The organism is Pleionea sediminis (assembly GCF_007570825.1).
Classification (GTDB): Bacteria; Pseudomonadota; Gammaproteobacteria; order Enterobacterales; family Kangiellaceae; genus Pleionea; species Pleionea sediminis.
The window spans coordinates 534,790-560,400 of the sequence record NZ_SUNB01000001.1 but is presented as its reverse complement, the minus strand read 5'-3'; the positions used below and the strand labels follow the sequence as shown (position 1 = coordinate 560,400).

The window sequence follows — 25,611 nt, the reverse complement described above, 5'->3', positions numbered from 1 at the left end:
GTTAACCGCAGGAAGGGGCTAATGGCAAGCACGAATTCGGTGCAAAAAAAAGGCTTGTCAAAAGACAAGCCTGATATTAGCTAAAAGTCGAGCCAGATAGGACCAAAAGGGTAGGAGGTGCTCTGACTACGCTAATCAATCACTGTTGGGACAGATAAAAGTTTGAGCTACTCACTCAGGAGCTTTTAGCTGAATCAGCAAAAGCCCCGAAAATCGTTCCCTTAGCGTGATTATTCCGCTAAGTTTTCCAAATTGTTCAAAACATTAGTGTTTTGTGCCAATTGATTTTTCATTGCTTTTGGCTTCGCAACTTCACCCAAAATTAAACTCTTAGGTGCTTTGAGTTGGTTCTTAATTTCGTATTTAACGCTGATTAATGCTTCAGCTTTTAAACGAGTTAATTGCAACTCGATGTTAGACTCAAATGACTGAGTATTTAAGTCTAGTGCCTGCGTATTTAAGCTCACGCCTGAGAAAAAAACTACCGCGCTAAGCGATACAAATCTTGCAAACTGTTTCATGGCGATTACCTCACTCCATCGAATTACATGTATATTGCGCTAACAAATACCTAAATCACTTTCCCATTCATCACTTGGTGATGACCGCCGTACTTCTGGCAAACTTCGAAAAAACTACCTGTTAAAACTGAGTGTGCCAACGTGTCTCTCGGGAACGGTTTGTATATTAATGATTTTGGTGCAATGCCTCAAACGATCATTTATAATGTTTCACATTAGAAAAACTAATGTTGTGATTATGGCTAGAAGACTACCTCCGTTAAATAGTTTAAGAGCGTTTGAAGCGGCTGCGAGGCATTTATCGTTTACTCGAGCTGCGGACGAACTTTTTGTGACACAGGCCGCAGTTTCTCATCAAATTAAGGGCCTCGAAGAGTTTCTAGGAGTCCAGTTATTCATTAGAAAGAACCGTAAGTTATTACTTACTGACCAAGGCCAGGAATATTGGCCAAAAATACGTGATATTTTTGAGAAATTAGCGGCGGCGACAGAGCAGTTAAAAGCACAAGGTGCAGCAGGTGCATTGAACATCTCAGTTGTCCCTACTTTTGCTATTGTGTGGTTGGTCCCAAGGCTAAGTCGCTTTAATTCACTTTATCCGGATATTGAGGTTCGTTTGAAAGCAACGGACCGCGAAGTGGATTTTTTTCAGGATGATATCGATATCGCGATATATTACGAAAAAGGTGATTATCCTGGAATGTATACCGAAACTTTATTAAACGAATTTTTAACACCAATGTGCTCACCAGCTTTGTTAACCGGTGAGAAACCTCTCTCTGAGCCTGATGACCTGAGACATCATATGTTATTGCATGATGGAACGACAGATGAATGGCGAAAGTGGCTCAAGTTGGCGGGCGTAAAAGGTATCGATCTTCGTAAAGGTCCCGTATTTTCTCATTCCAGTATGGTTATGCAGGCGGCGATTCATGGCCAAGGTATTGCTCTAGGACATAATGTATTGGCTCAACCAGAAATTGAAGCTGGGCGTCTGGTTTGTCCATACGATATTGTTTTGCCTAGCGATTTCAAATACGACCTAGTTTGCCCAGAAGAGTGGGCTGAACGGCCCAAAATAAAGGCTTTTTGTGACTGGATTATTGAGACGGTCGCTCAAGAGCAAGCAATGGAGTCGCTATTCTAGCGATTCCATTGCTTATTTGTTCGAACTATTTGTTAACTTGCAGATAATGGATGCTGAACAAGTTTTGTTCATCGGTCCAAACTTTTACAGGATCAAATCCCGCTTGTTTTACGAGATGGTGAAATTCTTCAACAGAGTACTTGTATGAGCTTTCCGTATGAATGGATTCGCCTTTGTTAAATCGATAGGTTTGATCTTCTATTTGTATGCTTTGTTCTTTGTTACTCACCAAATGCATTTCAATTCTACCGACTCGGTCATTATAAATTGCTTTATGTGAGAAGGTTTCAGGATCAATTTCTGAATTCATTTGATGGTTAATATGATGAAGCAGGTTCAGGTTAAATTGTGCTGTGACGCCAGCTGAATCATTGTAAGCATCTTCTAACACGGATTTTTCTTTCTTCAGGTCGACGCCAATTAGCAAGCCGCCTTTATTACCTACAAGCTTTGCAACTTGCTCAAGTAACCGGCACGCATCTTTGGGATCGAAGTTTCCAATACTGGAACCCGGGAAGAATGCATTGTATCTTCCTGGTCCGAAGTCTGGCACTTCCCAGTCTTGGCTGTAATCGACTCGATTTGCGTGGACCTCAAGCCATGGGTAATCCTCTGCCAATCGTTGCGATGACTCAATTAGATGAGCTTTGGAAATATCCATCGGAACATAGACACTGGGGCGAAGAGCTTCCAGTAAAATTCGAATTTTTAAGCTGCTGCCACTACCCAGCTCAAAAAGGATGCTGTTTTCACCCAGCAGTTCAGAAAATTCTCCTGCATGCTTTTTGAGTAAACTGATCTCTGTACGTGTTGGATAGTATTCAGGCAGTTCAGTGATTTCATCAAACAGCTGTGAACCGCGTTGGTCGTAAAAATATTTTGGCGATAATTTTTTAGGGGTCGCCGAAAATCCCTGGTGGACGTCGTCAGACATTGAGTCAACAACTTTATGCTGCTCATAATAGTAGATTCGTTCTTTTTTAATTGCTTGATTCATAAGTCACCTTCAGTGCTCGCACTATTTGGCGAGTCGAATTCCTGACATTTGCCAACGATCGGCTGGGTAAAAAAAGTTTCGATAAGATATGCGGATGTGATTTTCAGGTGAGAAGCAACTGCCGCCCCTCAAGACAAACTGGTTGCACATAAATTTGCCATTGTATTCACCAATTGCACCAGCTGCCGGTTTGAAGCCTGGGTACTGGGTGTAGTTTGATTGAGTCCATTGCCAAATCTGATTAAATAATGCGCCACTTGATGTCGCAATAGGTTGCAAGTTTTTGGACATTGATTCAACGAGCTGATTTTTATGCTTTCGAGCGTAATGCTCCCATTCGAATTCTGTTGGTAATCTATAACCGGCCCAACGTGCAAAAGCATCTGCTTCAAAATAATTCAAGTGGCATACCGGAGCATTTAGATCTAATGGCTGAAGACCTGACAGGGTGAATTCATTCCAGCCTTCTTTATTACTTAACCAGTATAAAGGGTGTTGAACTTTATTCTGGTTAATCCATGTCCAGCCATCCGATAACCACAGCAAAGGATTTTTGTAAGCTCTATCTGAAACAAAGCTGAGATAAGCTTCATTTGAAACGGGATGTTTAGCAATATCGTATTTTTCTAAATACACTTTGTGACAGGGCAATTCATTGTCGAAGCAAAAACCTGTTTCATTAAATCCGATATCCACCAGACCTTCGTCCTGGCTAACCCAACTTTGAGATTGCTTTTCAGATGGTTTAGTTTCGATAGGCTGGTAAGCTGGTAGTAAAGGATTTTGAAAAAAATTGTACTTGAGATCCGTTAAAAACAACTCTTGGTGTTGTTTTTCGTGCTGAATTCCCAAGGTTACACGCTCTAAAATAGTCGAATATTCAGGGTGATGGGTATTGTCCAGCAGGTTTAGAACTTTTTCAGTTATATGTTGCCGATAATTGAATATTTGATTGACGGTTGGACGAGAAAGTAACCCTCTTTTGGGCCTCAGAAATGGTTGTCCTACAGTATTATAATAAGAGTTGAATAAATGCTCATAGCTGTCGTCGAAGGGGATATAAGACTGGGAATAAGGTCTTAAAATAAAGGTTTCATAAAACCAGCTGGTATGCGCGATGTGCCATTTTGCAGGACTTGTTTCTGCAATTGCTTGCAAACCGTAATCTTCAATTTCAAGAGGATCACACAAGGCTTCACTGTCTAAACGTGACTTTTCAAAATTCTGAATTATCTGCTGCTTCGATAGCGCTGGCTGTTGTTCAGTCATAGGAAACCGTATTGTTTCGTCCTAGCATATCGTCTACTCAAATAAATGCAACTCTCGTTATGAGTTACTATCTGTTAAATCAAATTACAATTTTGCGACTCAGATTAGACCCTTTATGCGTCGCTTTCGTTACAATAGTAAACGCAATTTGCTTAAAAAATTGATGGAGCATGAAAAAATGAATAAATTATTAAGCGCATCACTCGGAAGCGCTCTTATTGTTGTTTCACCATGGGCGATTTCTGAGCCCTTTGATTTGAGTGTTGGCGTTGCCAGTGAGTATGTTTATCGTGGCTTGAGTGAATCTGGCGAAGATCCCGCTGTAAATGCAGCTTTTGAATTTCGGCCTCAAAAAGGATGGTTTGTTAGAGGATTCGTCTCAGAGGTAGAATCTCGAGCTGGTGGTAATTTGGAAGTCGAATTCGCGGGTGGTTATCGTGGCCGAATAAATAAGGATTTTACTTATGAAGGTGAGGTCGTTTACTCGATTTTTACGGATGAAGAAGGTGGCGATTCCGATTATGCCGAAGTGAATGCTTCTTTGACTTACAAAGATTTTATTACTTTATTATTTGGTCATACCAATGATTACTTTGGATTGGACGAAGCGGGCACTTATGTTGAAGGGAGATTCAATTTACCATTACACGATGTGATCAAAACTGCAGCTTATGTAGGTCATTATTCTTTAGATGGACTTCTAGAAAGCTACTCCGTCTTCGGATTTGATGCGTGGACAAATATTGGTGAGATCGAGATGAAGCTGTCTTTTAGTGATACTGACCTTGATAATTTTGATAATGGCGATAGTCGAATTTTTGTGAATGCGAGTTATCAATTTTAAATATTGCTATACTGATTACATTCGATAAAGAAAAAGGAGCTTTGGCTCCTTTTTCTTTATCTGCAAAAATATTTTGAACTCTTGTAAAATAAGTTTACTCTACTAATCAATGAGTGAGTTTTATTATATAACTGGATATCATGATAACGGCGCGCTGAATACCATAAAGGGGACCTTTAATGTTAAATTTGATAGCCAAATTTTTAAAAGTGTTGAACTCAGAAGAGTCTCCTAGTGCCGTTGGCTGGGCCATCGCTCTGGCTTTTATCTTTGCCATGCTACCTCTATTTAGTGCTGCTAAATGGGTGATTTTACTTTTGGTCGCATTTTTAAGAGTGAATCTATCCATGTTTATTTTGTTTAGTATTTTATTTCCGCTATTAGCCTGGTTACTTGATCCATTATTTAATGCTATCGGTCTATGGTTATTACAGAATCCACAACTCGAGACTTTTTGGACGACTGTGACAACTTCATCTGTTGGACAAAGTCTGGCATTAAATAATACATTGGCTTTATCTTCCTTAATTGTCGGCGTAGTGTTGCTTATTCCTCTTTACTGGGGCTCAAAAAAACTAGTTGTTTTATATCGGAACTATTTAAAAGAACGAGTTGAAAAGCTGTATTTAGTTAGAATGCTTAAAGCAACAAAGTTATATCAAATTTATCAATCAATGGCATGAGTTAATGATGAAACTATTTAGGTTATCAGGAATAGCTATCGTTGCTGTATTTGGATTGTTAGCTTGGATTCTTATCACGTTTTTTGTTAATGACTGGATTTCTGATGCTGTTGAGTCTGGCGGCTCAAAAGTTAATGGAGCAACAGTCTCATTAAGTGGTTCTCAATTAGGATGGCTCGATGGCAGTTTGCAGCTCGACAATATAGAAATTGCCGATCCAGACGACTTGATGCGAAATCGGTTACAGCTCGAGCTTCTTAAATTTGATCTATCTATTCAAGAGTTACTTAAAGGCAATTTTCATGTTGATGAACTGTCATTAAAATCAATCGCATTGAATCAAGAGCGAGTTCAAAAAGCTTCATTGTATAAAAAGAATTCTCAGGGAGATTCGAGTTGGAGTTGGCCTGAGACTATTGTAGAGAAGTCAAAGTCGGTTGATCCTAATGACATTTTGAAAAAAGTTGATATACGCTCTCCAGAATTGTATCAACAGTTTTCTGATAAAGTCAGCCAAATGAGAAGCTCATGGGAAACGGCGGCAAGTCAGTTACCTGACGAAGAAAAGTTAAATAAACATAAACAAGATTATCAACAGTTAAAAGAAGAGTTTAAAAGCGCTAATACTCTAGAGAAAATAAAAATATCAAAAGAATTAAAGCAGTTGACCAGTAAAATAAAGAAAGACAAGCAGCAAATAACGGATTTTAAAAAGCAAGTTGAGTCCGATATCGATAGTATAAAAGAAGACTGGAAGTTGCTCCAGAAGCAAGTCGATAAAGATACCGACTTGGCCATGTCGATTGTTAATTTAACACCTGAGGGAATGAAGCATATAGCGGCTAGTTTTCTTGGAGAAGGCGCTGCGGGCTGGGTTGAGCTTGTATTAGACAACACGGATGTCATCAAGAAATTGGCGACTCCATCATCAAAAGAAGAAGTCAAAAAGCCTGCACCAAGAGAAGGCATTGATATTCCTTTTGGCAATGAACCAGTACGCCCTTCATTTTGGGTGAAGAAAGCTGACGTATCTGGAACATTAAATTATGATTCCATGGTTGGTCGTGTAAATGGAAAAGCTTTTAATTTGGCCAATCGCTTGATTCCAGGTAATCCAATGAGTGGAGAGTTAAACTTCGTAATACCTAATGCATCGCAACAAAAAGAAGCCTCAGGTCAGTTTAATTTTTCAGTTGTTGCGAATAAGCAAAGCACATCGCCTATCAATGCAAACTTTTCAGTAAGTAACTGGCCGGTTGAGAATTGGCGAGCCGCTAGCAGTGCTTTAACTATTCGCGATGCGTCCGCTAATATCCAAATGGAATTAAGAGCAGGAAAGGAAAAAACAGAATTGACATCGACAATTCGTTTATCAGATTATGATGTTCAATTAGATGAAAAGAGCTCAAGCTCAACATTTAATCACCTTGTTGAAGTGGTACGATCAGCTGAGAACATCGAGCTGAATATTGCTGTTATGCAGCAACAAAAAGACGTTGAATTTTCGGTTACTAGTAACCTTGATGAGCTATTTTTTGCTAAAATCAGAGAAGAGCTTCAGGCTAAAGCTGAAAAACTTAAATCCGAAGTTAAGCAACAAATTCAATCACAGGTGCAAGGGCAGCGTGAGAAGATAGAGCAAAAGCTTGCCAGTCTCACAAATTATAAACAAGTTATTGCTGATAAAGTTAATTTATTAGACAAACTAAATTAGGCTTGTCGAGATTCCCAAGAATACCATTGATATTGCCTAACTCGAGTGAGACATTGGAGTATCGAATGCGCAATTTTTGGAACTTTCTTTTAATCATTCTTTTGTTGGTTCCTTTAAAAACCAGAGCAGACGATTTGTGTCTCGATGGAATTTGTATAGGAACCAATGTTGAAAACTTAAATGTTGAATGGAAGGAAGTCGTTTTAAGTTATGAAGATAGGCGTTTTATCGAAAACGAACTCTCGGGAAGAAACATAAATGAACTCTATTACGACTACAATGAGTCTATTGTAGCCAGCAAAGATCTGTTAAAGGATTTAGCTCCATTTATCATTCGTAAACAACAGTTCGATAAAAAAGTTCTCGATAAATTAAAGCAGGCTCGAGCTATTTGTTCTTCTTTGGCTTTAACGGGAGAAGTTGTCCACGACGGAGACTACCAACTCTTTGTAACCTTCAGGGCCGTAGCTGATGCAGGTCAAAGAGGTTTGTTAAGAGTGGTTCGCATAGAAAAGCAATATAATGTTATGGCTCCTCACTTAAGACCTGCCGATGCGAGTAAATATCGTGTGATTAAAAAGAGTCTTAAAGAAACCTATCCATCTTTAGCGGTTGTCCGTGATATTGATTCTCGCACGAGTTCTGATATTTCGAGAAAATCGAGCGCATTACTTGGTTTCAGATTTTTTTCGACAGTGTCGAACCCACTTATTCTTCGCTTAATTGATCCTGAGAATATTGAAATGATTGAGTACGACAAAAACGCCAGCTCACACTGCGGTAGTCAATAAATATTTAAAAAATGAATTGCAGAGGTGGATTTTCTGTATCAAACCAGTGAATACTACCTCTTTGTCTCATTTTTGCTTCTGTGACCGAGTGTTCAGCGTCGAGTAATAGCATCTCTGGAGCTTCATGGCGTTCTGCGTTGTAAATAACTGCTCCAGTTGTCGCTTTCAAGTTTAGTTTTTCATTGTTATCTAATGTTACCGATGCGTTATTAATTTCATCATGTAACCTTTGCAAAAACGCGCGAGTATTTTCGCCATTAGGAAGTGTGACAGCGACGCAAAACTCATCATCGTTAAGTCGACAAATCAGGTCAAATTGGCGTAAAGCTCGGGTTAGTGTCGCTGATATTATCACCAACGTTTTATCGCCCACTTCATGTCCGTAATTTTGATTGATCATTCTAAATTGATCGATATCGATGACGGCAACTAGCAGACAAAACTCACTACGACGGCAACGCTGCATCTCTTCAGACAAACGTCTTAGAAACGAGGGTTTCAAGAGCGTACCTGTTAAATGGTCGTACGTTGCTCCTTTGAAAAACTGCCAATATTTTTCAGTCGATACAAAACTTGAAGCTAATGCGAGTGATAGTAGGGCATAGATGAGAGCAGAGTTTTCTCGATAGTCGATAATGGTTAACCAAGAATATCGAGTAATATCAAAGGCGAGTAGCACTAAGTAAATTCCGAGGGCTGAAGACAACACGATTTGTAATTGGTTGTTACTCTCTCTTTTATGAAACATGGATAAAATCATGATAACAATTGGAGAAACAAACGCAGTAACCTTAGCCCAATTGAAAAAATCTTGTAAGTTATCGATTGATGGCCAAATTAAAACGCTTATTCCAAAGAGTAAGTAGAAAGACGCAACAATTCGATTAAATTGATGCTTTTTAAGTCCATAAGCTTGAAATAAGTAAGCATTGAGCGCGAGTTGGGCAAAGATAAATGCCACTGTTTTCCAGCGTAACACGCTATTCGCATCAAAGCCCTGAGCGAGAATGATGTGATGATTGAGAAATACAAAGGATGCTGCCAGTAAACTAAATGCTGACAAGGCGAGAGCATCAAGACTAGCTGGGATCCTGATGAAATAATGCAACTTAACGATAAAGATCATAAAAAAGACAGCAGTAATGAAGCTAAATAGAAGATCTTTGGTTTGTGCTTTAATTTCAATTGTGCTGTAAGGGTAAAAAATTGTGCTCATATACTCCATATTCGTTTTTTTACCCGGTGAGTAAATATGTAGCTGAAGCGTATTCGGTTTGTTGTATTGGAGCATTTCTGGAGGCAAATAATAATACCGGCTGTAAAATGCGGCATTCTCAAATCGAGGAGGGAAGTTACCTGTTGTTGCAACTAATTCTCCGTTTAAATAAAGTTCATCTGCTCCTGGAATTTCCTCGATCAAGAGTCCTGGGTAACTATTCTTCAACGTTTCATCGAGAATGAAGGACAACTGAAAAATATGTGTTCGCTCTGTTTTTGAGGGGGTGCTTTGAGCGCTCTTGATTGGATCGCACATAAATTGTAGAGCAACGGCGTTATGGACGTGGCTGTCACACATGCGCCAAAATCTGGAAGTATTTGAAGGCAAGTGGTCGATTAATATGGTGTCGTTGTCCAAAATAATTGGCGTTGTGCGAGAATTTTCGGACGAAAATAGCGTCGCGCTATACAGTAGCACAGCCAAAATACTCAGAAATTTCATTGACCCAACCTTTGCTGAATATTAATTAAAACCAGTCGCATATAGTATCTCAGTGAGTACTTTGTACTCGCTTTTTCTCTTCTGGACGGCTCGACAATCTCAATCCGATAAAAATAATCATCATACCGATTAATTGTTGAAGTCCCAATGGCTCATTATCTAGTACTCCCCATAGTATAGCGACGATTGGGATAAGATAGGTGACCGTTGAAGCAAAAAGAGGACCGCGAAGTTGAATAAGTTGATTAAAAAACACGAGGGCAAAAGCCGTGCCCATTGAACCCAGTAGCAAGACTGAAATAATAGGCTTAAAGGAATTGTTCGCCATCGTTATTGTGTCGGGAGTCTTAAGGAGCAAAATCCCGATAAAGCTTGGGATGAGATAAATAGATAACGATATCGATGTAATTGTTAATGGCGGTAAATGATGACAATAGTGTCGAATTAAATTCGTTGCTAAGCCATAACAAAACGTCGCAAGAACAATTAGTAAGCCGCTAGATATTATTGAAGACAGGTCGTTGTTGCCATACTCGCTGAATAACAGAAATAGTGAGCCAAAAAATCCTAAAATGATTCCCCAGACTTTCGTCGGTGGGACGCTATGCTTAAATGCCAGAAATGCGATACTCATGGTAAAAATGGGTTGTAATGAATTTAACATGCCTGCGACTGCGCTAGGTACGGTTTGCTGTGCTGCAGCAAACAGGAGTGCAGGAATGACATTTCCTATGAGTCCAATTAGGAGCAATATTTTCCAAGGTAAAACACTTTTTTCCGGTATATTAAACAGAAATGGGGTAAGTGAAATACCTGCGATAAATATTCTGAGCAAGGCCAGTTGTACAGGAGTGAATAATTCAAGACCAAGTTTAATGAGAAAAAATGATGATCCCCAAATAAAAGACAGTAAAAAAAGTAATAGCCAAGCTTTATTTTTCATCGTTAAAAAGTCCATTTTTGGGGTATTCGGGATTCCAAGAAAATTTTCATAGAGTTTTGGTTTGGCTAATTATTTTTAGTATTATGATTTCGAACTCGATGAATTTTACCTGAAAGGAGATATCATGAATACAGTACTTGTGACCGGTGCCAATCGAGGTTTGGGATTAGAGTTTTCCCGTCAATATGCAGAAAAAGGATTTAAAGTTATAGCAACATGTCGAGATGTGACCAAAGCTAAAGAACTTAATCAATTAGCAGAGAAAGATAATGTCGAAATTAAATCTCTCGATATTTGTTCACAGTCATCAATATCGACGTTAAAAGAGTCGCTGGCTAACGTTCCGATTGATTTACTTATTAATAATGCTGGAATTTATGGCGGTTCTCCGCAAAATTTTGAGAGTTGTGATATTGAACAATGGCAGGAAACTTTATTAGTTAATGCTATCTCTCCAATAATTATTACACGTTCATTGATGCCTGCTTTGCTAAATTCCGCTGAACCCAAAGTTATTTTCATCACCAGTAAAATGGGCAGTATGGGAGATAATGGTTCTGGAGGAAGTTATATTTATCGTTCTTCAAAAGCGGCACTCAACGCCTGTATTAAATCATTCTCTATCGACTTTGCTGATAAAATAAAGACTCTCGCAATGCATCCTGGCTGGGTTCGCACGGATATGGGTGGGCCTAATGGTCTTATTAATGCAACTCAAAGCGTTTCAGGTATGATTGAGACGATCGATACACTCAAGAGTGAAAATTCTGGCTCTTTTGTTGACTATCAGGGAAAACTTATTCCTTGGTAGTTGGATTTTCTTGGTGCCCATTGCTAAAAATGTCATTGAAAGAGCTGTAAACTCCAGCGAAGAAAATGGGAGCAATCCATGTACCCATTAGCAGGTTTAATCCGACAATTGATAATAGTTTGTAGAGAATTTCGAAGTCTGGGCCTTTCTTAAAAAGTGAGCTAATGTGTGGAAAATCGAAAAAGTAAAACTGGATACCAAAATACAAAGCTAGGATAAGGGTTGCGATCAAGCTATAAGCAAGATAAGGAACAAAATTTCTATAGCAAGCTACAAAGCTCAGCTTTATAGCTTCAATTGCATCGTGGTGATGTAAAATAATTAATGCCGGAGCAAACCATATTGCCATAATCACAGGTAACATTAATCCAATCGATATTAAGCCACCAATGACGCTTTCTAATATTCTAGGCGTTAATATAGATATGCTTTGGCTGGCATAAGAAGAAAGTCCCAAGTCAATCACTAGCATGAAAACAAAGGTAATAACCATTACAACAATTAGCATAGCAAAATAAAGGGCGCCACAAAGAAACAGTGAACTTGTTTGACTTGAAAACCCTGAAAAGTAGTCGGATACTTGAATGTTTTCTTGTTTTTGATTGGCCGCAGCCTGCATGAATCCTGCGATAAATAATGGGTAGAATAAGTGGGTTATCGCAATGCCAAGAATTGGAATCAGAACCAACAGTGACGAAACAATTAAAAGTAGAATATTAATGAATCCAATGCCCGTCCAGATTAAAGGAGCTTGGAAAAACTGGTTGAAGCCATCAAAAAACCAATGAATACCAGAGATTGCAGGCAGTCGATTGATGATTGGCTTTTCAATTGCTGAAGTAGCGTTTGGTGTGGATGCTGAGTATGGAGATTCATTAGCGGAGGAATCTGGCATTACTATTACCTTTCGCGCATATTATTGAGTAGTTTAAGTTTTGCACACCTGTAGTGCAAGTTTGAGGTTTAAACGTATGAACTATACTAATGGTACTAAAAGTTAACATCAGGATATTTGAATGACTGTTTTAGTTGTCGAACACTCGAGGGTTCAACAGTTAATTATCAAAGCCATGTTGCGAGAGTATAAACTTGATTCACTTGTCGTAGATTCTTACGAAAAAGCTCTTTCTGAGATTAGATCAAGAGAATATCATGCGATTTTGTGTGCATCACGACTGCCGGATGGAAAAGGCATTGAGCTGGCGAAACAGGCGAATGTGAGTCAAGGAAAGGAGTTGCTGTTTGTTTTGTTAACCACTGAGGATACCCGTGAATTTTTAAACGAAGCGATTGCTAACGGTGTTTCTCGAGTTATATCAAGAAAGGATGCATATGCGCTTCAAAATATTATAAAGGAGCTCGTCGATTCCGATGACGACGCAATGGCTGCAATCGGTCATGTTTTGTTAATTGAAGATAATCGCACCATGGTGCAATTAATTACTGCGATGATGAAAGTCTCAGGCTCAACTTGCGATAGTTGTGCTGACGGTAATGAGGCTATTGCCTGGATGGAACGAGAATCTTTTGATTTGGTAATTACTGATTATTATTTAGAAGGAGACTTAACCGGGCTTGATGTGGTAAGGAAAATACGATCCATGCCCGACGAAAAGCAACAGATACCCATTTTGGTGATGTCTGGCGAGTCGAGCGTTGAAAAAAGAGTTGAGGTTTTGGTGGCCGGAGCGAACGACTATTTAATAAAACCGATCGTTGAGCAAGAGCTCAGAGCTAGAGCTGGCAATTTGATTAAGCAAAAGAAGCTTCTAGATAGGGTTATTCGACAGCAAAATCGTTTAAAAGAATTGGCGATGACGGATCAATTGACAGGGCTTTATAATCGTCATTTTCTGACTCAAATGGTGCCAGGTAAGTTAGCTGAAGCACATCGACATGGTTTTGATTTAAGTTTAATGGTAATCGATATTGATCATTTTAAAGCGATTAATGACAATCACGGACATGAAGTTGGCGATCGTGTGTTAAAAGCAGTGGCTGAGTTATTGCAGACCAATTGTCGTGAAGAAGATATGGCAATTAGGCTTGGGGGAGAGGAGTTTTTATTTATCTTACCTTATTGCTCTCCGGCAGCGGCAAAAGAGAAGGCGGAAGATTTCAGGCAAAAACTTGAAGCTCTAATGCCTTGCAAGCTAAAGGTTACCGCCAGTTTTGGAGTTACTTCATTGGAAAAAGGACAAAAGAAACCTTTTCTTGAGCTATTTAATGCTGCCGATCAGGCTGTATATGAGGCGAAAAACAGTGGCCGAAATAAGGTTATCTATCATTCTTTAAGTTAATCATTCCATATTTTAATTCTCAAGTTTCCTCGTTAACCGAGCTTTTCACACATTCAATTTGGGCCATGATTCATCTGGTGATATTCTAACGCCTCGTTTGACCAAGATAATGAGAATAAAGATGCCTTACTTTAAAAGAATATTTATCAGCATCGTATTTATTGGATTACTGATACCCGCCGCGAATTCGGCGCCTGAAATATCATTAAAAAAGATTATGTCTGATCCAGAGTGGATTGGATTGACTCCACAAAATCCTTATTGGGCAGAGGATCAAAAGTCGGTCTTTTTTCAGCAAAAAATTCCTGGGCACCAAGCAACGCAATTGATGCAACTGAATCTTCAAAATCAATCAGTGACACCTGTACCACTTGAGCAGTTAGACTCTACTGAGGTTGCGCAGCGTGTTTATAACCAAGATCGCAGTTTGGCAGCCTATGTCTATCAGGGTGACGTGTACGTTATGAACTTGGCTTCAAATGAAGTTCGGCCAGTAACGCAAACTTTAGACGCTGAATCACAAGTATTATTTTTAGTCGATGGCAGAGTTGCTTTTCGTCGAGGTATGGCATTTTTTGCATATGATTTGACGAGCGGCCGAATGGCACAGCTGGCTCAAGTTGAGTTAAATAGTGAACCTGAAGACTGGCAAGAACCTGATGATTTTCTGGGGCAACAGCAACGTCGCTTATTTAAATACATAAAAGAAGAGCAAGACAAGCGGCAGTTCAATAAAAATAGATCCGATGCCATCGACAAAGCGAATCAATATTTGACGGCTAAAACGTTTTACTTGGGTGATAAGCAGGTTTTAAAACACTTGGTTCTGTCACCCGATGGGCAAAGAATTTTTGCAGCGACAAGTGATGAAAAATCAGGCAGTGGTAAGAATGATAATATGCCTCGTTTTGTTACGGAAGATGGTTATGTAGAAAATGAGTCGGTAAGAATATTAGTTGGGCAAGAACAGCCTGATAATGAGGCCTTTTTTATTCTTGACTTGAATTCCGGTGAAACTCAACCGCTGTCCATTGATGAACTTGATGGTATTGATGATGATCCTCTTGAAAATCTAAAAGAAACAACAGCAAAAGCGAAAGGTGAAAAATTTAAGTCTGAAGAATCAAATCGTCACGTTTATTTGCATAACTGGTTTGGCAATGGCGTTGTGTGGAGTAACGATGGGAGTCGTTTAGCTTTAAACGTCTTTTCTTATGATAATAAAGATCGTTGGTTGGCTAGAGTTAATTTTAAGAAAAAGGAATTAGTCACTTTACATCGTTTAACAGACGATGCTTGGGTTAACGACTGGACGTTTAATCAAATGGGATGGTTAAATGACAATGAGACGTTTTATTTTATATCGGAAGAAAGCGGGTACGCGCATTTGTATCTGAAACGTCGAGGTGATAGCCCTGAACAAATCACCGATGGGAATTTTGAAGTCAGTGATTTAACGGTAAGTCAAAATGACGAGTTCATTTATTTTCGCGCGAATAAAAAGCACCCTGGCATTTATGAAGTTTATCGAGTCAACTTAAAGTCCGAAAAAATTGAGCCTGTTACGGATATGGGGGGAAATAATGATTATGTTTTATCTCCAGACGAATCAAAATTAGTCGTAACGCATTCAACTCTTACACAGCCACCAGAGCTGTATGTTATGTCGCTGAAAGATCGTAAACCTAGCCAAATAACTCAAACAGTCAGTGAAGAGTTTTCATCTATTAACTGGACGAAACCACAGATTATCGAAGTACCTTCTTCCAATACAGATGCACCCATTTACTCGCGTTTATACTTACCCGAAAGTTTTGATGCAAATCGTTCGGAAGCTTATCCGGCGGTGGTTTTTGTTCATGGCGCGGGATATTTACAAAATGCACATCAAGGATGGTCCGGCTATTTTCGCGAATTTATGTTTCACACGTTTTTAAATAGAAAAGGGTATGTCGTGCTTGATATGGATTATCGAGCTTCGAAAGGATACGGTAGAGATTGGCGAACAGCAATATACCAAAGAATGGGAACGCCTGAATTAGAGGATTTATTGGATGGTAAACAATGGATTGTTAAAAACGCGAATGTTAATCCTAATAAAGTTGGAGTTTACGGTGGCTCATACGGTGGTTTTATGGCTTTTATGTCACTATTTAAAGCGCCTGGTGAGTTTGCTGCTGGTGCAGCGTTGCGTCCAGTGACAGATTGGTCGAGTTACAATCATGGTTATACTTCGAATATCTTGAATACGCCAGAGGTTGATCCTGAGGCTTACAATCGAAGTTCTCCAATAGAATTTGCTGAAGGGTTGCAAGATCCATTACTTATCGCACATGGCATGGTTGATGATAATGTGTTTTTCAAAGATTCGGTTCGATTGGTCCAACGATTAATTGAATTAGAGAAAACGCCATTATTTGAAATGGCAGTTTACCCAATTGAACCTCATGGATTTAGAACGCCCAGCAGTTGGCTTGATGAGTACACGAGGATATTTTTGTTGTTTGAAAACAACGTTAAGTAAGAGAGCAAAAGCAGCTGTTATTAATTGATAACAGCTGCTAGTAAAATTGTTATCAAGCTTTGTGCTTGAATTGAAAGTTGGAATTTGAATCGATGACGTTTTTGGTTTGTTCTCGTTCTAAATACGCCTGATATTTTTGTGGGTCATATACCTCGGCCAATATATCCAGAAGCAACATTTTTGCGGCTTCTTCACCGTAGCGACTCTGGATATAAGCTTTTATCGCTCTCATCCACATCGGCCAATTGAATTGCACGCGATCGGAGTTTTCCGAAAATTCTAGAGGTGTTGAAAAAAGATGATGGTAACCACCGTTGGATTCTGCCGCGTGGTGAACTACCTGCCAAATATAATCTTTATCGTTTTTTGTTAAGGTGTAGTCCATGGAATGGGTCCTCTTCGTCCTTGGATGATTAAGTATAGCAAATTATAATCAGTAAACTGCTAGCTACTACTCAATTTTGACCATTCTTGGCTTGAGATATTGAGTGTTTAACAGTCGATTTGCTGGGTTGTATAGGTTTATCTCATTGATAAATGGATAAAATAAAAATAGATGTATACAACTCTTTTTCGGTTAACAAATGTTCGCCCAAATGGCTTTGATCACTATTCGTCTAATCAAATATAGAGTAAAAAAAGTGAGATTTTGGGTCGAAAGCGAAAAAAATTTAGGAAAAAGCTTAAAATTCGCACAAATCCTTACATTCTTATTGGTCGTGTGAAAGGCGAATTGCGCTCAAAGCTGGTAAACTACAGAGTGATTTAAAAGATTAGATACTTTTATATGAAGTTGAAATTCCTGTTCCTTATCTTATTTGTTTCTGTTGTTTTATTGGGTTGTCATTCTCCGAATGACCACTCGAGTCTTTCTCAATGTAAAAAACATTTCAAAGCACAAAGCTACAAAGTTGCGCTCGAAAAGTGTCGAATTGGAGCTGAGTCTGGGAATCTGGATAGTCAATGGCTGTTAGCGAATTTGTACATTAAAGGTCTAGCTGGAGAAAAGCAGCCAGAGAAAGCCTATGAATGGCTCGAGGAAGCGGCTTCAAACGGCCATACCGGAGCACAAAGGGAGTTGGGAAAAGCTTATTTATTTGGTAAACACATTGCGAGAGATGGAGATTCGGCAGTCAAGTGGCTTAAGTTGGCGGTCAGAGAACAGGACGTTGAGGCTCAATTTCTCATGGGTATTTATTATCTTGGAGACAAGCAGCGAAATAACGATCAAGCATCGGCTATAAATTGGTTTAAAAAAGCGGCAGCTGCAAATCATAAGTTAGCGATTAATAATCTTGCATGGATTTATTCAACAAGCCCAAACCCTTCACTTAGAAATGGCATGCAAGCCGTTAAAATTATGCAGCCTCTTATTAAACGGTCGCCAGACTCTGCCGTATTATTGGATACATTGGCCGCCGCGTTTGCTGAGTCAGGCGATTTCAAGAAAGCTATTGATTACCAAAAGCAGGCGATCGATAACTTAAAATCGGAAGTCAAAGGAGCGGTTCGTCAGGGTTATCTCGACCGTTTGAAAAATTATGAGAGCAATAAGCCTTGGCGAGAAACTGTGCCTGAGTGGTCTGAAAATGAAGACTACGATAAAGAAAAAGGTGAAGACGTCAAAAATGATGAAAATGAGCAACATGAACCAGTAATGGATGCCTAGTTCATGGGGCTTGATAAGCGTCGATATTGGTGGGTAGAAAACACTGGAAGCCTGAAAGAAATTCATTTACGTGAAAGTGAGTTTTCATCAGCGTCACTGTCCGATAATGATCTAGAGATTGAAGTTCGAGCAATAGGATTAAATTTCGCCGATATTTTTGCGATAGCGGGATTATACTCTGCAACTCCAAATGAACCTTTTACGCCCGGTCTTGAAATATCAGGTGTCGTGAAGCGTATCGGACGCGAGGTAACGAGTTTCAAGCCCGGTGATAGAGTTATGGCGGCAACTCGATTCGGGGCTTATACGGATCGTATTATTTTACCTGCGAGTCAGTGTGCAAGACTTCCTGATGATTGGTCGCATGAAGAGGGTGCTTCATTTTTAATTCAAGCTTTAACCGCTTGGTACGCCCTCTTTGAACTGGGTAATTTAAAAACAGGACAAAATGTATTAGTGCATTCGGCAGCCGGAGGCGTGGGTCTCATGGCATTGAAGATGATTAAATCTTTTGGAGCTTGTCCCATTGGTACCGTCAGTCATTCTGATAAAGCTGATTGGTTAAAATCGCAAGGTTTTGAAAAAATTGTTCTGCGCGATAAAGAATTTAAGCACCGATTAACAGAACAGCTCGGTGGTCGGGCATTAAATCTGGTTCTGGATGCGATTGGCGGCAGCATTCAAAAAGTTTCATTTGATGCATTAGCACCGATGGGACGTTTGGTTACTTTTGGCGCAGCTCAATATACGCCGGGAAAAAAACGAAACCATTGGCTCAAGGCTGCATGGTTTTATCTAACGCGCCCAAAATACGATGCCTTAGCTATGATCTCAGACAATAAATCGGTGATGGGATTTAATCTGATTTGGCTTTGGCAGGAGCAAGAATTGCTCGAGTTTATTTTGCAGCAAACTTTGGCTATGAATCTTTCCAAACCTCATGTTGGCGGTTCTTTTGCTTTTGAATCGCTCCCCGATGCACTCGAACTTTTGCGAAGTGGTAAGTCAATGGGAAAAGTCGTCGTTACCATTTAAGTCAACATCAAAAGTTGTGTCGTCATCGTAAATTTTCGTGGATAAATAAGAAGCGATTCGGTGTAATAAATAGTTTCCCTTATCGACTATAGAGTCTGATAATTTGGGGAAATCCGAGTATGGCGTTACAATCGAACTTTCAGCAAACAAGCACAATTCGTCATTACGAACTCGGTATTTTTGGGGAAAATATAACCAGCATGAATGAGCAAGAACGCCTTTTTAATGATGCTTGGCGTCAGCACCACTCGGCCGTCGCTCGTGTGGTCCAGTCTTATGAGGCGATTCCTGCATTGCAAGAGGAATTGCAGCAAGACATAGCCTTTGCAATCTGGCGATCCTTACCCCGATTCAATCAAAAAAGTTCATTGAAGACTTACATTTTATCCATTGCTCATAATCGAGCTATCAGTCACGTTGCGAAGCATGTCAGAGAAGGTAAAAGCACCTCTACAGAAGACGTCGTTTTAAAAGGAGACGATTGTCCGTCCGGCTCCCTTGAAGCTCATCGAAAGCAAGGGCGTCTAGTGAAGGGGATGCAAATGTTGCCATTGGCACAACGACAGATTCTCGGATTAGCGTTGGAAGGGTTAAGTTATGATGAAATTGCTGAAGTTCTGGGTATTACCGTAAACAATGTAGGTGTACGGTTAAACCGAGCAAAAAAAGCGCTTAAACAAGCTGTTGAATCGATATGAACTCAGTAGAGCCGCATTAAGGGTTTATTAGGTATGAGTGAAGAATTTAATTGGGAAGAAGCGAAAAATGATTGGCAAAGTCATGAGCCCCATCTTCCTGAGTTGAAAAAGAATATGCGTTGGTTATCGATGCGTATGAAACTTATTTTGATCATTGATATCGTCATATTAATCGCGATGATTCCCTTTGCTGTTTATATCTTTCAAACTGCAGAATTGTTAAGCGTTAAGGTTTGGTTTGTCTTGGCATTTATCGTTGCATTAATAGGTGTTTATTTTGATTTTTATTTAAGAAAAGACTTGTGGGAAATGCCGTCAACGACTAGAGGCATGTATTTACATGTCATTAAGCGTGAAAAAGCAGGTATTAAACTCGCGCGTTTTGCTGTAATTTATCTCTCGTTTTTTGGATTTGCTCTATTAGCATGGGCAATCTATTTCGAGTTTTTTGAAGATGCTGCCACTATTCAAAAAATGGAGTATTCAATTTTTCATCATATGTTGGGACTTTTGGTTGTTGTTGCTTCTGTCTTTGTTTCAAAGTGGTATGGAAATCGTAAACGAAGAGCATTAAAAGAAGCTGAGCTTCGGCTCAAAGAGTTTGATACTGCAGATTTGTAAATTAGAAATCAAACCTGTGGAAATGAATACATCATTTCCACAATTATTAGTGGCAGAATTACTTTTTAGTTTGAATAGTAAACCAGAACTCAGAACCTTTTTGTTGCTCACTTACAACACCGATGGTACCGCCCATAAGCTCGCTTAACTTTTTAGAGACGATTAACCTCAACCGTCCAGCAAAACTGCTGTTAGTAAGCTTTGTTCTTTGTTCAAGCGAATCAAATAATCCTTTCTGAGCTTCTTCGGGTATCCCAACGCCTGAGTCTTTCACTGCAAATCTTAAGTGTTCTTGCCCTTCTTCCTCGGTAACAAGGTCGCATAATAAACAAACTTCACCATCTTTAGTAAATCGTATCGCATTACCTAATAAATTTTTAAGTATTTGTTTTACGCGTTTTGGATCATTGTAAATAGTATCAGGTACATTGTGTGATATTTTTGAAGTGAGAATTAATGTTTTAGCATCTGCATGAGGTGAATACTCTTTTACAATATCCTCGAGTAATTTTTTGACCTCAAAATTATCTTTGTACAATTTTAACAGGCCGGCATCGAGTTTGGAAAAGTCGAGAATGTTATTCAAATTGTTGATCAAAGTATTGGCTGATCGTCGCGAAATATTGAGTAATTCTTTCGGTTCATCGTCAAGTTTATATTCGCTGAGTAAGTGCAACATGTTGGATAGTGTTTTCATAGGCGTGGTAATTTCATCACCCATACGAGAAAGGAACTCTGATTTTGTTTTCGGTGCCTTTACAGCGCTGTCTCGCTCATCTAATAATGCTTTCTTCTCGCTTTTTAAGTCCTTGAGAGAATGCTCTAATTGTTTAGCTTTATTCTGCAACTGCCTATTTTGATTATTCTGCTCAGTAATTAATCCCGTAATATTTTGTACCAAGTTATTTAGTTCAGTATTAAGTGTTAAATTTTTGAGTGCTGCAGCTAGCTGCAAAGCATTTTCGGCATCTTCGGAAGCTTTTGCCATGCTTTGAACCTGATTGGTATAGCTTTGAGAAATAAAGAAGACTAGCAAAATGAGACCAACCATCATGCCAATAATTGCATAGGTGCCTATGTAACTTGTGTCTTCTTCAATGAGCTTGTCTGTTTTTAATGAGTTAACAAAAAGAATAGAAACATTCACGTTCGTTTTAATAGGAAGTTCGATGACTTCACCTTTCGAAAAATCAATGCCTGAATTCGAGACATAAGATTTATTTCCGATTGAAAGCTTGAAGTCTGCCCCGGTTAATTGTGCAAGATAATCCACCAGCGTTTGATTGAGAGGAAGAATTGAAAGTATGACGCCTGAGACCAATTCTTCTTTCACTATTCCACTCGATTGAATCAAGGCATGTTCACCTTGGTAGTTATGTATCGCGGTTCTTAAGCTGGGTGATTTTATTTGATTAAGAATTGTATTTTCTAATCCATAGTATTTATTAGCTTGAGAGGGCTTATTAAAACGATAAAGTGTTGAGTCATCGGCAGAATACACAGCGAATTCATAAAGCTTCGAAGAAGTTGCATTTAATAATCCCACTAAGTCTTTGTTGCCAAACTCTCCAAGCTGGGCAATAAAGTTGGCTTGTTGGTCTATTGCACGGCTAGCAGATAGGAATTGATTAAAGAAGGATCGAGCTTGATTTTGAATTTGATTGCTTTCATCAATTTTGATTGATTCGTGCGTGTTTTTGATGGCTGCAGCGGTATTTTGTCCATTTAGCCAAGTAATTGCAGAAGTAATAATTGCAATTCCAAGTGCAATTAATGTCAGTTTGATTTTTAGTGTCATTGCTGTTTCTTTCTCCGGAAACATGGTTAATCGACGCATTCTACTGAATTTAAGCGTAGCAAAATGTGAAGAGGTTCTCTCACTTTTTCTTCATTGGGTAGGTGGTCAGATATGTAACTGCTTATAATGCCGCCATTTTTAAATAGATTTCCTTATGTCCAGGTAAGGCAATTCCCTGTTTTTTACTCTCTGAGAGTAGAAATCCGGTAATCGATTCTATTTCTGTCGGTCTTTGTCGCTGGACATCTTGATACATTGAGCTGAAATTCGATGCGGTTTTTTCAGCGATTTTGATGACTTCTTTTAATAGGTCGTCTATCGTCAGTTCTGGCTGAACGCTCTCGAGTAAAGGTTTCAATTCGTTAACGAGGTTTTCGACATGTTTAAAGTAAACCGGATTTGAAATGAGTTCACCGTTTTTGCACTGATATAGAACTGAAAGGGGATTGATAATGGCATTCACCACGACTTTCTTCCATAAAACGAGATCAATCCGGTTGTTCCAGATGACTTCAGGTAAAGCGACGTTTAAGTGATGGCAAAATTGAACAGATGCTTTGATGGGATAACTTGGCGTCGATGGGCCTACTATTAGTTGACCTTTTCCGGCATAAACGAGTTCATTGGCTGTTTTAAAGTAGGCACCGTGAGAATTAGAGGCGAGTAGGCATTGTTTTTTGGGCAATAGATTGTTAAAAACTTCTTTATTTCCCATGCCGTTTTGCATGAGCAAAATGACTGCATTGGGAGCAAGGCAAGTTTCTATGGACTTTAAGGCCGCTTCTAACTGATAAGCTTTAACGCAAACCAAAAGGTTTTGAATTCCGGAGCAGTGCTCTGCGGTTGTTTGCGCTAGTGAAATTTTTGATGACTCGCCCTTCGTGATAAGAGTTAATTGTCGAGTAGCTTGCGTGTGTTTGGCAATTAAGTTGACCGAATATCCTGAAAGCATGAGATGCGAAGCCCATAGGCAACCTACAGCACCTGGGCCCAAAACATGAAAGTCGGAGCGAGTTGTGTTAGTCATTTACTGTTCTTTATGCTTTCTTTCAATTTGACTGATGTCATCTCGAATCCACCATAATAAGACAAGACTGGGAATTACCATTAGCGCCGTCAATAAAAAGAAAAATGCCCAATTACCGGCTAGCCAGTCAACTAAGGCTCCGCCACTGGAGCCGATTAATGTTCTCCCAAGTGTCCCCAGAGAGGCCATTAATGCGTATTGTGATGCAGAAAATGCTTTGCCTGTTAACATTGATAAGAAAGAAACAAAGACTACGGTAGACCATGCTTGAGTGATGCCATCGACAATGACTGCTGCAGCAAACAAGGTTTTATCCGGACCGGCTAAAGCAATCCATGAAAACATAAGGTTACTGGCACTCATTGCAATACCGGCAATGAGTAAACTTTTTACCAGGCCTTTTTTTAAGGCGAAGTAACTTCCAATAAAAGCGAAACCAATGGTTATCAACCAGGTCATTATCTTCGAATAAAAGCCAATATCAGTATTTGAAAACCCGATTTCTTTATAGAATACGATAGACATTCTACCCAAATACGCTTCACCAATTTTAAACAAAAAGATGAACAGCAGAAGGTTTAATCCAACACGTAGGGAGTTGCGCTGAAAGAATTCAGCAATTGGTCGAATCATGGTTTGTTGTAACCATTTAACTGAGTCTTTAATAAAATGCCCGGAAGCGACAAAATGATGAATGGCTTCTACTTCTGCATTTTCTTCCGGTTCTTTTGCCCATAAGGTAATACCCGCTAAGATTATCATCAGTATCGGAAATAAAAGATAAACGGTATTCCATCCAAAAGCGTCGGCGCCAAAAAAAGCTAAGCTTCCCAGCCCTGCGTAACCGGTCCACCATCCCGATGTGATCATTGCAGAAGCTGCAGAGACTTTATTTGTTTCTGTTCGATCAATAATATCAATTCGATAACCGTCTACGGCGATGTCATGAGTTGCTGCGCAAAAACCAATGACAACAGCGGATAACGCAACCCAATAAAGGTGTCCATGAGGAACCGCTAGCGCAATTCCCAAACAGGCTAACGCGATCGTCAATTGCATCATTAATATCCAACTACGACGGCGGCCGAATTTATTGCCAACAAACGGTAACCAAATTCGATCGACAAGTGGTGACCAAAGAAAATTAATAGAATAAGCTGCGAAAACAAGTCCAAATAGTCCGATAGAGGTTCGTGATAGTCCGCTTTCTTGTAACCAGGCATTCATGGAGGAACCAATGATTATCCATGGCACGCCTTGCGATACTCCTAACAGAAAAATAGTCAGTAAGCGTTTGTCTTTAAAGTAATGGACAAACTTTGAAGCTTTTGTGGCAATCTCAGCCATGAAAAACCTTGGTGTTGTTAGTTGTTATTGGCATAGCATATCAAAGAGGAAATCGCATCACTAAATCTATTTACAGAAATTCCCCTTTCTTAGTGATATATAGAGTCTGGATTGTGGCAGGAGTTCTGCTTTTGGGTTTTTGAGCTATCGACTTTTACCCCAATTAAAACTAAATGCGCTTAAAATGAAAAAGATCGAAGTCATTAATATTAAAGCCAAAATATTGTCAAGCACACTCATAAAAGAGGCACCTTCGGTCATTATTGCTCGAGTGGCATTAACAAAGTGAGTTAAAGGGAGCCATTGCGCGATAAATTGAATAATCTCGGGAGATCCTTCCAGACTAAACCAAACGCCTGATAGAAACATCATCGGCCAGGAGGCAAAGTTAAGTAGTCCTCCGGTAAGCTCTTCACTTTGTGAGCGAGAAGCTATCATTAGTCCGAGAGCTATCAGGCATAATGTTCCTAATACGAGTATTAGTAGGAGTAGAAGCAGCGAGCCTTTTACCATAAAGCCGATAGTCCACCAAGTGGATAGAAAAATGACAACAGAAATTGATGTGACGATGATCAATCGAGAAACAATTTGTGCCGCAATAAACTCAAAGGCAGTGATAGGAGTTGCATTCAGCCGTTTTAACACTCCACTTTTTCGATAACGGACTATGACGTAACCAACACCGAATAAACAACTAAACATAATATTCATTCCGAGAATTCCGGGTATTACCCAGTCAATATATCGTATAGGCTCCCCAGAAATACTTTCCTTTTTTAGCTTTGGAGTATGATTTTGAATGACATTTTCAGCAAGAAACCCATTGGGTGACGTATCGTTGATCCAATAAATTTTATTTTTCCAGTCAAGTAGTAGATCGAGTTGATGTTGAGCCACTTTATTTTGTGCATCATTTTGGTCTTGATAAAACAGGAACTCAGTATATTTTATTGAGCTTAAACTCTGTGGAACCGATGATTCATTGAGTAATCCGACTTTTAATTGATTTCGGCTATCACCTGAAAATACGATTGAGAAACCAACAATTAGCAAAACTGGAAAAGCGAGGTTCCATGTGAGTGCTGCTCTATCGCGGAAAAATTCTCTATTACGAGCGATAAAGATTGCGATAAAGCGTTTAATAACAAACAT

Annotated in this window: 23 protein-coding genes; 12 read left to right on the top strand and 11 right to left on the bottom strand. The window is 39.4% G+C overall.

From position 1 onward, the window contains the following. Positions 1-230: 230 nt before the first annotated feature. On the bottom strand, positions 231-521 hold the full coding sequence (locus tag FAX86_RS02170) for a hypothetical protein (protein WP_144391692.1): 291 nt from the start codon (positions 519-521) through the stop codon (positions 231-233). A 238-nt stretch (positions 522-759) separates the two neighbouring features. Between FAX86_RS02170 and FAX86_RS02165 the strand changes: the two genes are divergently transcribed. Next, on the top strand, positions 760-1,668 hold the full coding sequence (locus FAX86_RS02165) for a transcriptional regulator GcvA (protein WP_144391691.1): 909 nt from the start codon (positions 760-762) through the stop codon (positions 1,666-1,668). A gap of 25 nt (positions 1,669-1,693) precedes the next feature. Here FAX86_RS02165 and egtD read toward each other — a convergent pair whose 3' ends face one another. Continuing rightward, the gene (gene egtD / locus FAX86_RS02160) at positions 1,694-2,665 is read right to left on the bottom strand and encodes an L-histidine N(alpha)-methyltransferase (RefSeq protein ID WP_144391690.1); all 972 of its coding nucleotides are present in this window, start codon (positions 2,663-2,665) and stop codon (positions 1,694-1,696) included. Between the two features lie 21 nt (positions 2,666-2,686). Further along, complete coding sequence (gene egtB / locus FAX86_RS02155; protein ID WP_144391689.1) at positions 2,687-3,934, bottom strand: ergothioneine biosynthesis protein EgtB; 1,248 nt, start codon at positions 3,932-3,934, stop codon at positions 2,687-2,689. Between the two features lie 178 nt (positions 3,935-4,112). Between egtB and FAX86_RS02150 the strand changes: the two genes are divergently transcribed. From FAX86_RS02150 to FAX86_RS02135, 4 genes are all read left to right on the top strand, one after another. After that, positions 4,113-4,778 carry a TorF family putative porin gene (locus FAX86_RS02150; protein WP_164503427.1) on the top strand — a complete coding sequence of 222 codons (666 nt, stop codon included), beginning with the start codon at positions 4,113-4,115 and terminating at the stop codon, positions 4,776-4,778. A gap of 179 nt (positions 4,779-4,957) precedes the next feature. Further along, positions 4,958-5,461, top strand: a complete 504-nt coding sequence (locus FAX86_RS02145; RefSeq protein ID WP_144391687.1) for a TIGR03546 family protein — start codon at positions 4,958-4,960, stop codon at positions 5,459-5,461. A 4-nt stretch (positions 5,462-5,465) separates the two neighbouring features. Continuing rightward, positions 5,466-7,175: a TIGR03545 family protein gene (locus FAX86_RS02140; protein WP_144391686.1), complete on the top strand. Its 1,710-nt coding sequence runs from the start codon at positions 5,466-5,468 to the stop codon at positions 7,173-7,175. Between the two features lie 65 nt (positions 7,176-7,240). Beyond that, positions 7,241-7,966, top strand: a complete 726-nt coding sequence (locus FAX86_RS02135; RefSeq protein ID WP_144391685.1) for a hypothetical protein — start codon at positions 7,241-7,243, stop codon at positions 7,964-7,966. Positions 7,967-7,970: 4 nt separating this feature from the next. Here the strand turns inward: FAX86_RS02135 and FAX86_RS02130 are convergent, their stop codons facing one another. After that, the gene (locus FAX86_RS02130; protein WP_144391684.1) at positions 7,971-9,686 is read right to left on the bottom strand and encodes a GGDEF domain-containing protein; all 1,716 of its coding nucleotides are present in this window, start codon (positions 9,684-9,686) and stop codon (positions 7,971-7,973) included. A gap of 49 nt (positions 9,687-9,735) precedes the next feature. After that, complete coding sequence (locus FAX86_RS02125) at positions 9,736-10,629, bottom strand: DMT family transporter (RefSeq protein WP_164503426.1); 894 nt, start codon at positions 10,627-10,629, stop codon at positions 9,736-9,738. A gap of 124 nt (positions 10,630-10,753) precedes the next feature. On the opposite strand from FAX86_RS02125, the gene FAX86_RS02120 reads away from it, so the two are divergent. Further along, complete coding sequence (locus FAX86_RS02120) at positions 10,754-11,440, top strand: SDR family oxidoreductase (RefSeq protein WP_144391682.1); 687 nt, start codon at positions 10,754-10,756, stop codon at positions 11,438-11,440. Here FAX86_RS02120 and FAX86_RS02115 read toward each other — a convergent pair. Then, the gene (locus tag FAX86_RS02115) at positions 11,427-12,335 is read right to left on the bottom strand and encodes a BPSS1780 family membrane protein (RefSeq protein ID WP_144391681.1); all 909 of its coding nucleotides are present in this window, start codon (positions 12,333-12,335) and stop codon (positions 11,427-11,429) included. The two genes, FAX86_RS02120 and FAX86_RS02115, sit on opposite strands and share 14 nt — an antisense overlap. 121 nt (positions 12,336-12,456) lie before the next feature. On the opposite strand from FAX86_RS02115, the gene FAX86_RS02110 reads away from it, so the two are divergent. Further along, a complete protein-coding gene (locus tag FAX86_RS02110) occupies positions 12,457-13,740 on the top strand; it encodes a response regulator (protein WP_144391680.1) in 1,284 nt (427 codons plus the stop codon). 121 nt (positions 13,741-13,861) lie between these two features. Continuing rightward, positions 13,862-16,264: a S9 family peptidase gene (locus FAX86_RS02105; protein ID WP_164503425.1), complete on the top strand. Its 2,403-nt coding sequence runs from the start codon at positions 13,862-13,864 to the stop codon at positions 16,262-16,264. 52 nt (positions 16,265-16,316) lie between these two features. Here the strand turns inward: FAX86_RS02105 and FAX86_RS02100 are convergent, their stop codons facing one another. After that, positions 16,317-16,649, bottom strand: coding sequence for a hypothetical protein (locus FAX86_RS02100; protein WP_144391678.1), 333 nt, complete (start codon positions 16,647-16,649; stop codon positions 16,317-16,319). Between the two features lie 402 nt (positions 16,650-17,051). On the opposite strand from FAX86_RS02100, the gene FAX86_RS02095 reads away from it, so the two are divergent. The 4 genes from FAX86_RS02095 to FAX86_RS02080 all read left to right on the top strand — a co-directional run bounded on the left by FAX86_RS02095 (position 17,052) and on the right by FAX86_RS02080 (position 20,287). Beyond that, complete coding sequence (locus tag FAX86_RS02095; protein WP_144391677.1) at positions 17,052-17,933, top strand: SEL1-like repeat protein; 882 nt, start codon at positions 17,052-17,054, stop codon at positions 17,931-17,933. A gap of 3 nt (positions 17,934-17,936) precedes the next feature. Next, entirely contained in the window at positions 17,937-18,968 is a 1,032-nt protein-coding gene (locus FAX86_RS02090) for a zinc-binding dehydrogenase (RefSeq protein ID WP_144391676.1), read from the top strand. A gap of 119 nt (positions 18,969-19,087) precedes the next feature. Then, positions 19,088-19,666 (top strand): RNA polymerase sigma factor, encoded by a 579-nt coding sequence (locus FAX86_RS02085; protein ID WP_144391675.1) that lies wholly within the window; start codon positions 19,088-19,090, stop codon positions 19,664-19,666. A 33-nt stretch (positions 19,667-19,699) separates the two neighbouring features. Beyond that, complete coding sequence (locus tag FAX86_RS02080; RefSeq protein ID WP_144391674.1) at positions 19,700-20,287, top strand: hypothetical protein; 588 nt, start codon at positions 19,700-19,702, stop codon at positions 20,285-20,287. 58 nt (positions 20,288-20,345) lie between these two features. Here the strand turns inward: FAX86_RS02080 and FAX86_RS02075 are convergent, their stop codons facing one another. The 4 genes from FAX86_RS02075 to FAX86_RS02060 all read right to left on the bottom strand — a co-directional run bounded on the left by FAX86_RS02075 (position 20,346) and on the right by FAX86_RS02060 (position 25,611). Further along, a complete protein-coding gene (locus FAX86_RS02075; RefSeq protein ID WP_164503424.1) occupies positions 20,346-22,085 on the bottom strand; it encodes a sensor histidine kinase in 1,740 nt (579 codons plus the stop codon). A gap of 121 nt (positions 22,086-22,206) precedes the next feature. Continuing rightward, on the bottom strand, positions 22,207-23,112 hold the full coding sequence (locus FAX86_RS02070; protein ID WP_144391672.1) for a ketopantoate reductase family protein: 906 nt from the start codon (positions 23,110-23,112) through the stop codon (positions 22,207-22,209). After that, positions 23,113-24,459 carry an AmpG family muropeptide MFS transporter gene (locus FAX86_RS02065; RefSeq protein WP_144391671.1) on the bottom strand — a complete coding sequence of 449 codons (1,347 nt, stop codon included), beginning with the start codon at positions 24,457-24,459 and terminating at the stop codon, positions 23,113-23,115. Positions 24,460-24,603: 144 nt separating this feature from the next. Further along, a complete protein-coding gene (locus tag FAX86_RS02060; RefSeq protein WP_144391670.1) occupies positions 24,604-25,611 on the bottom strand; it encodes an ABC transporter permease in 1,008 nt (335 codons plus the stop codon).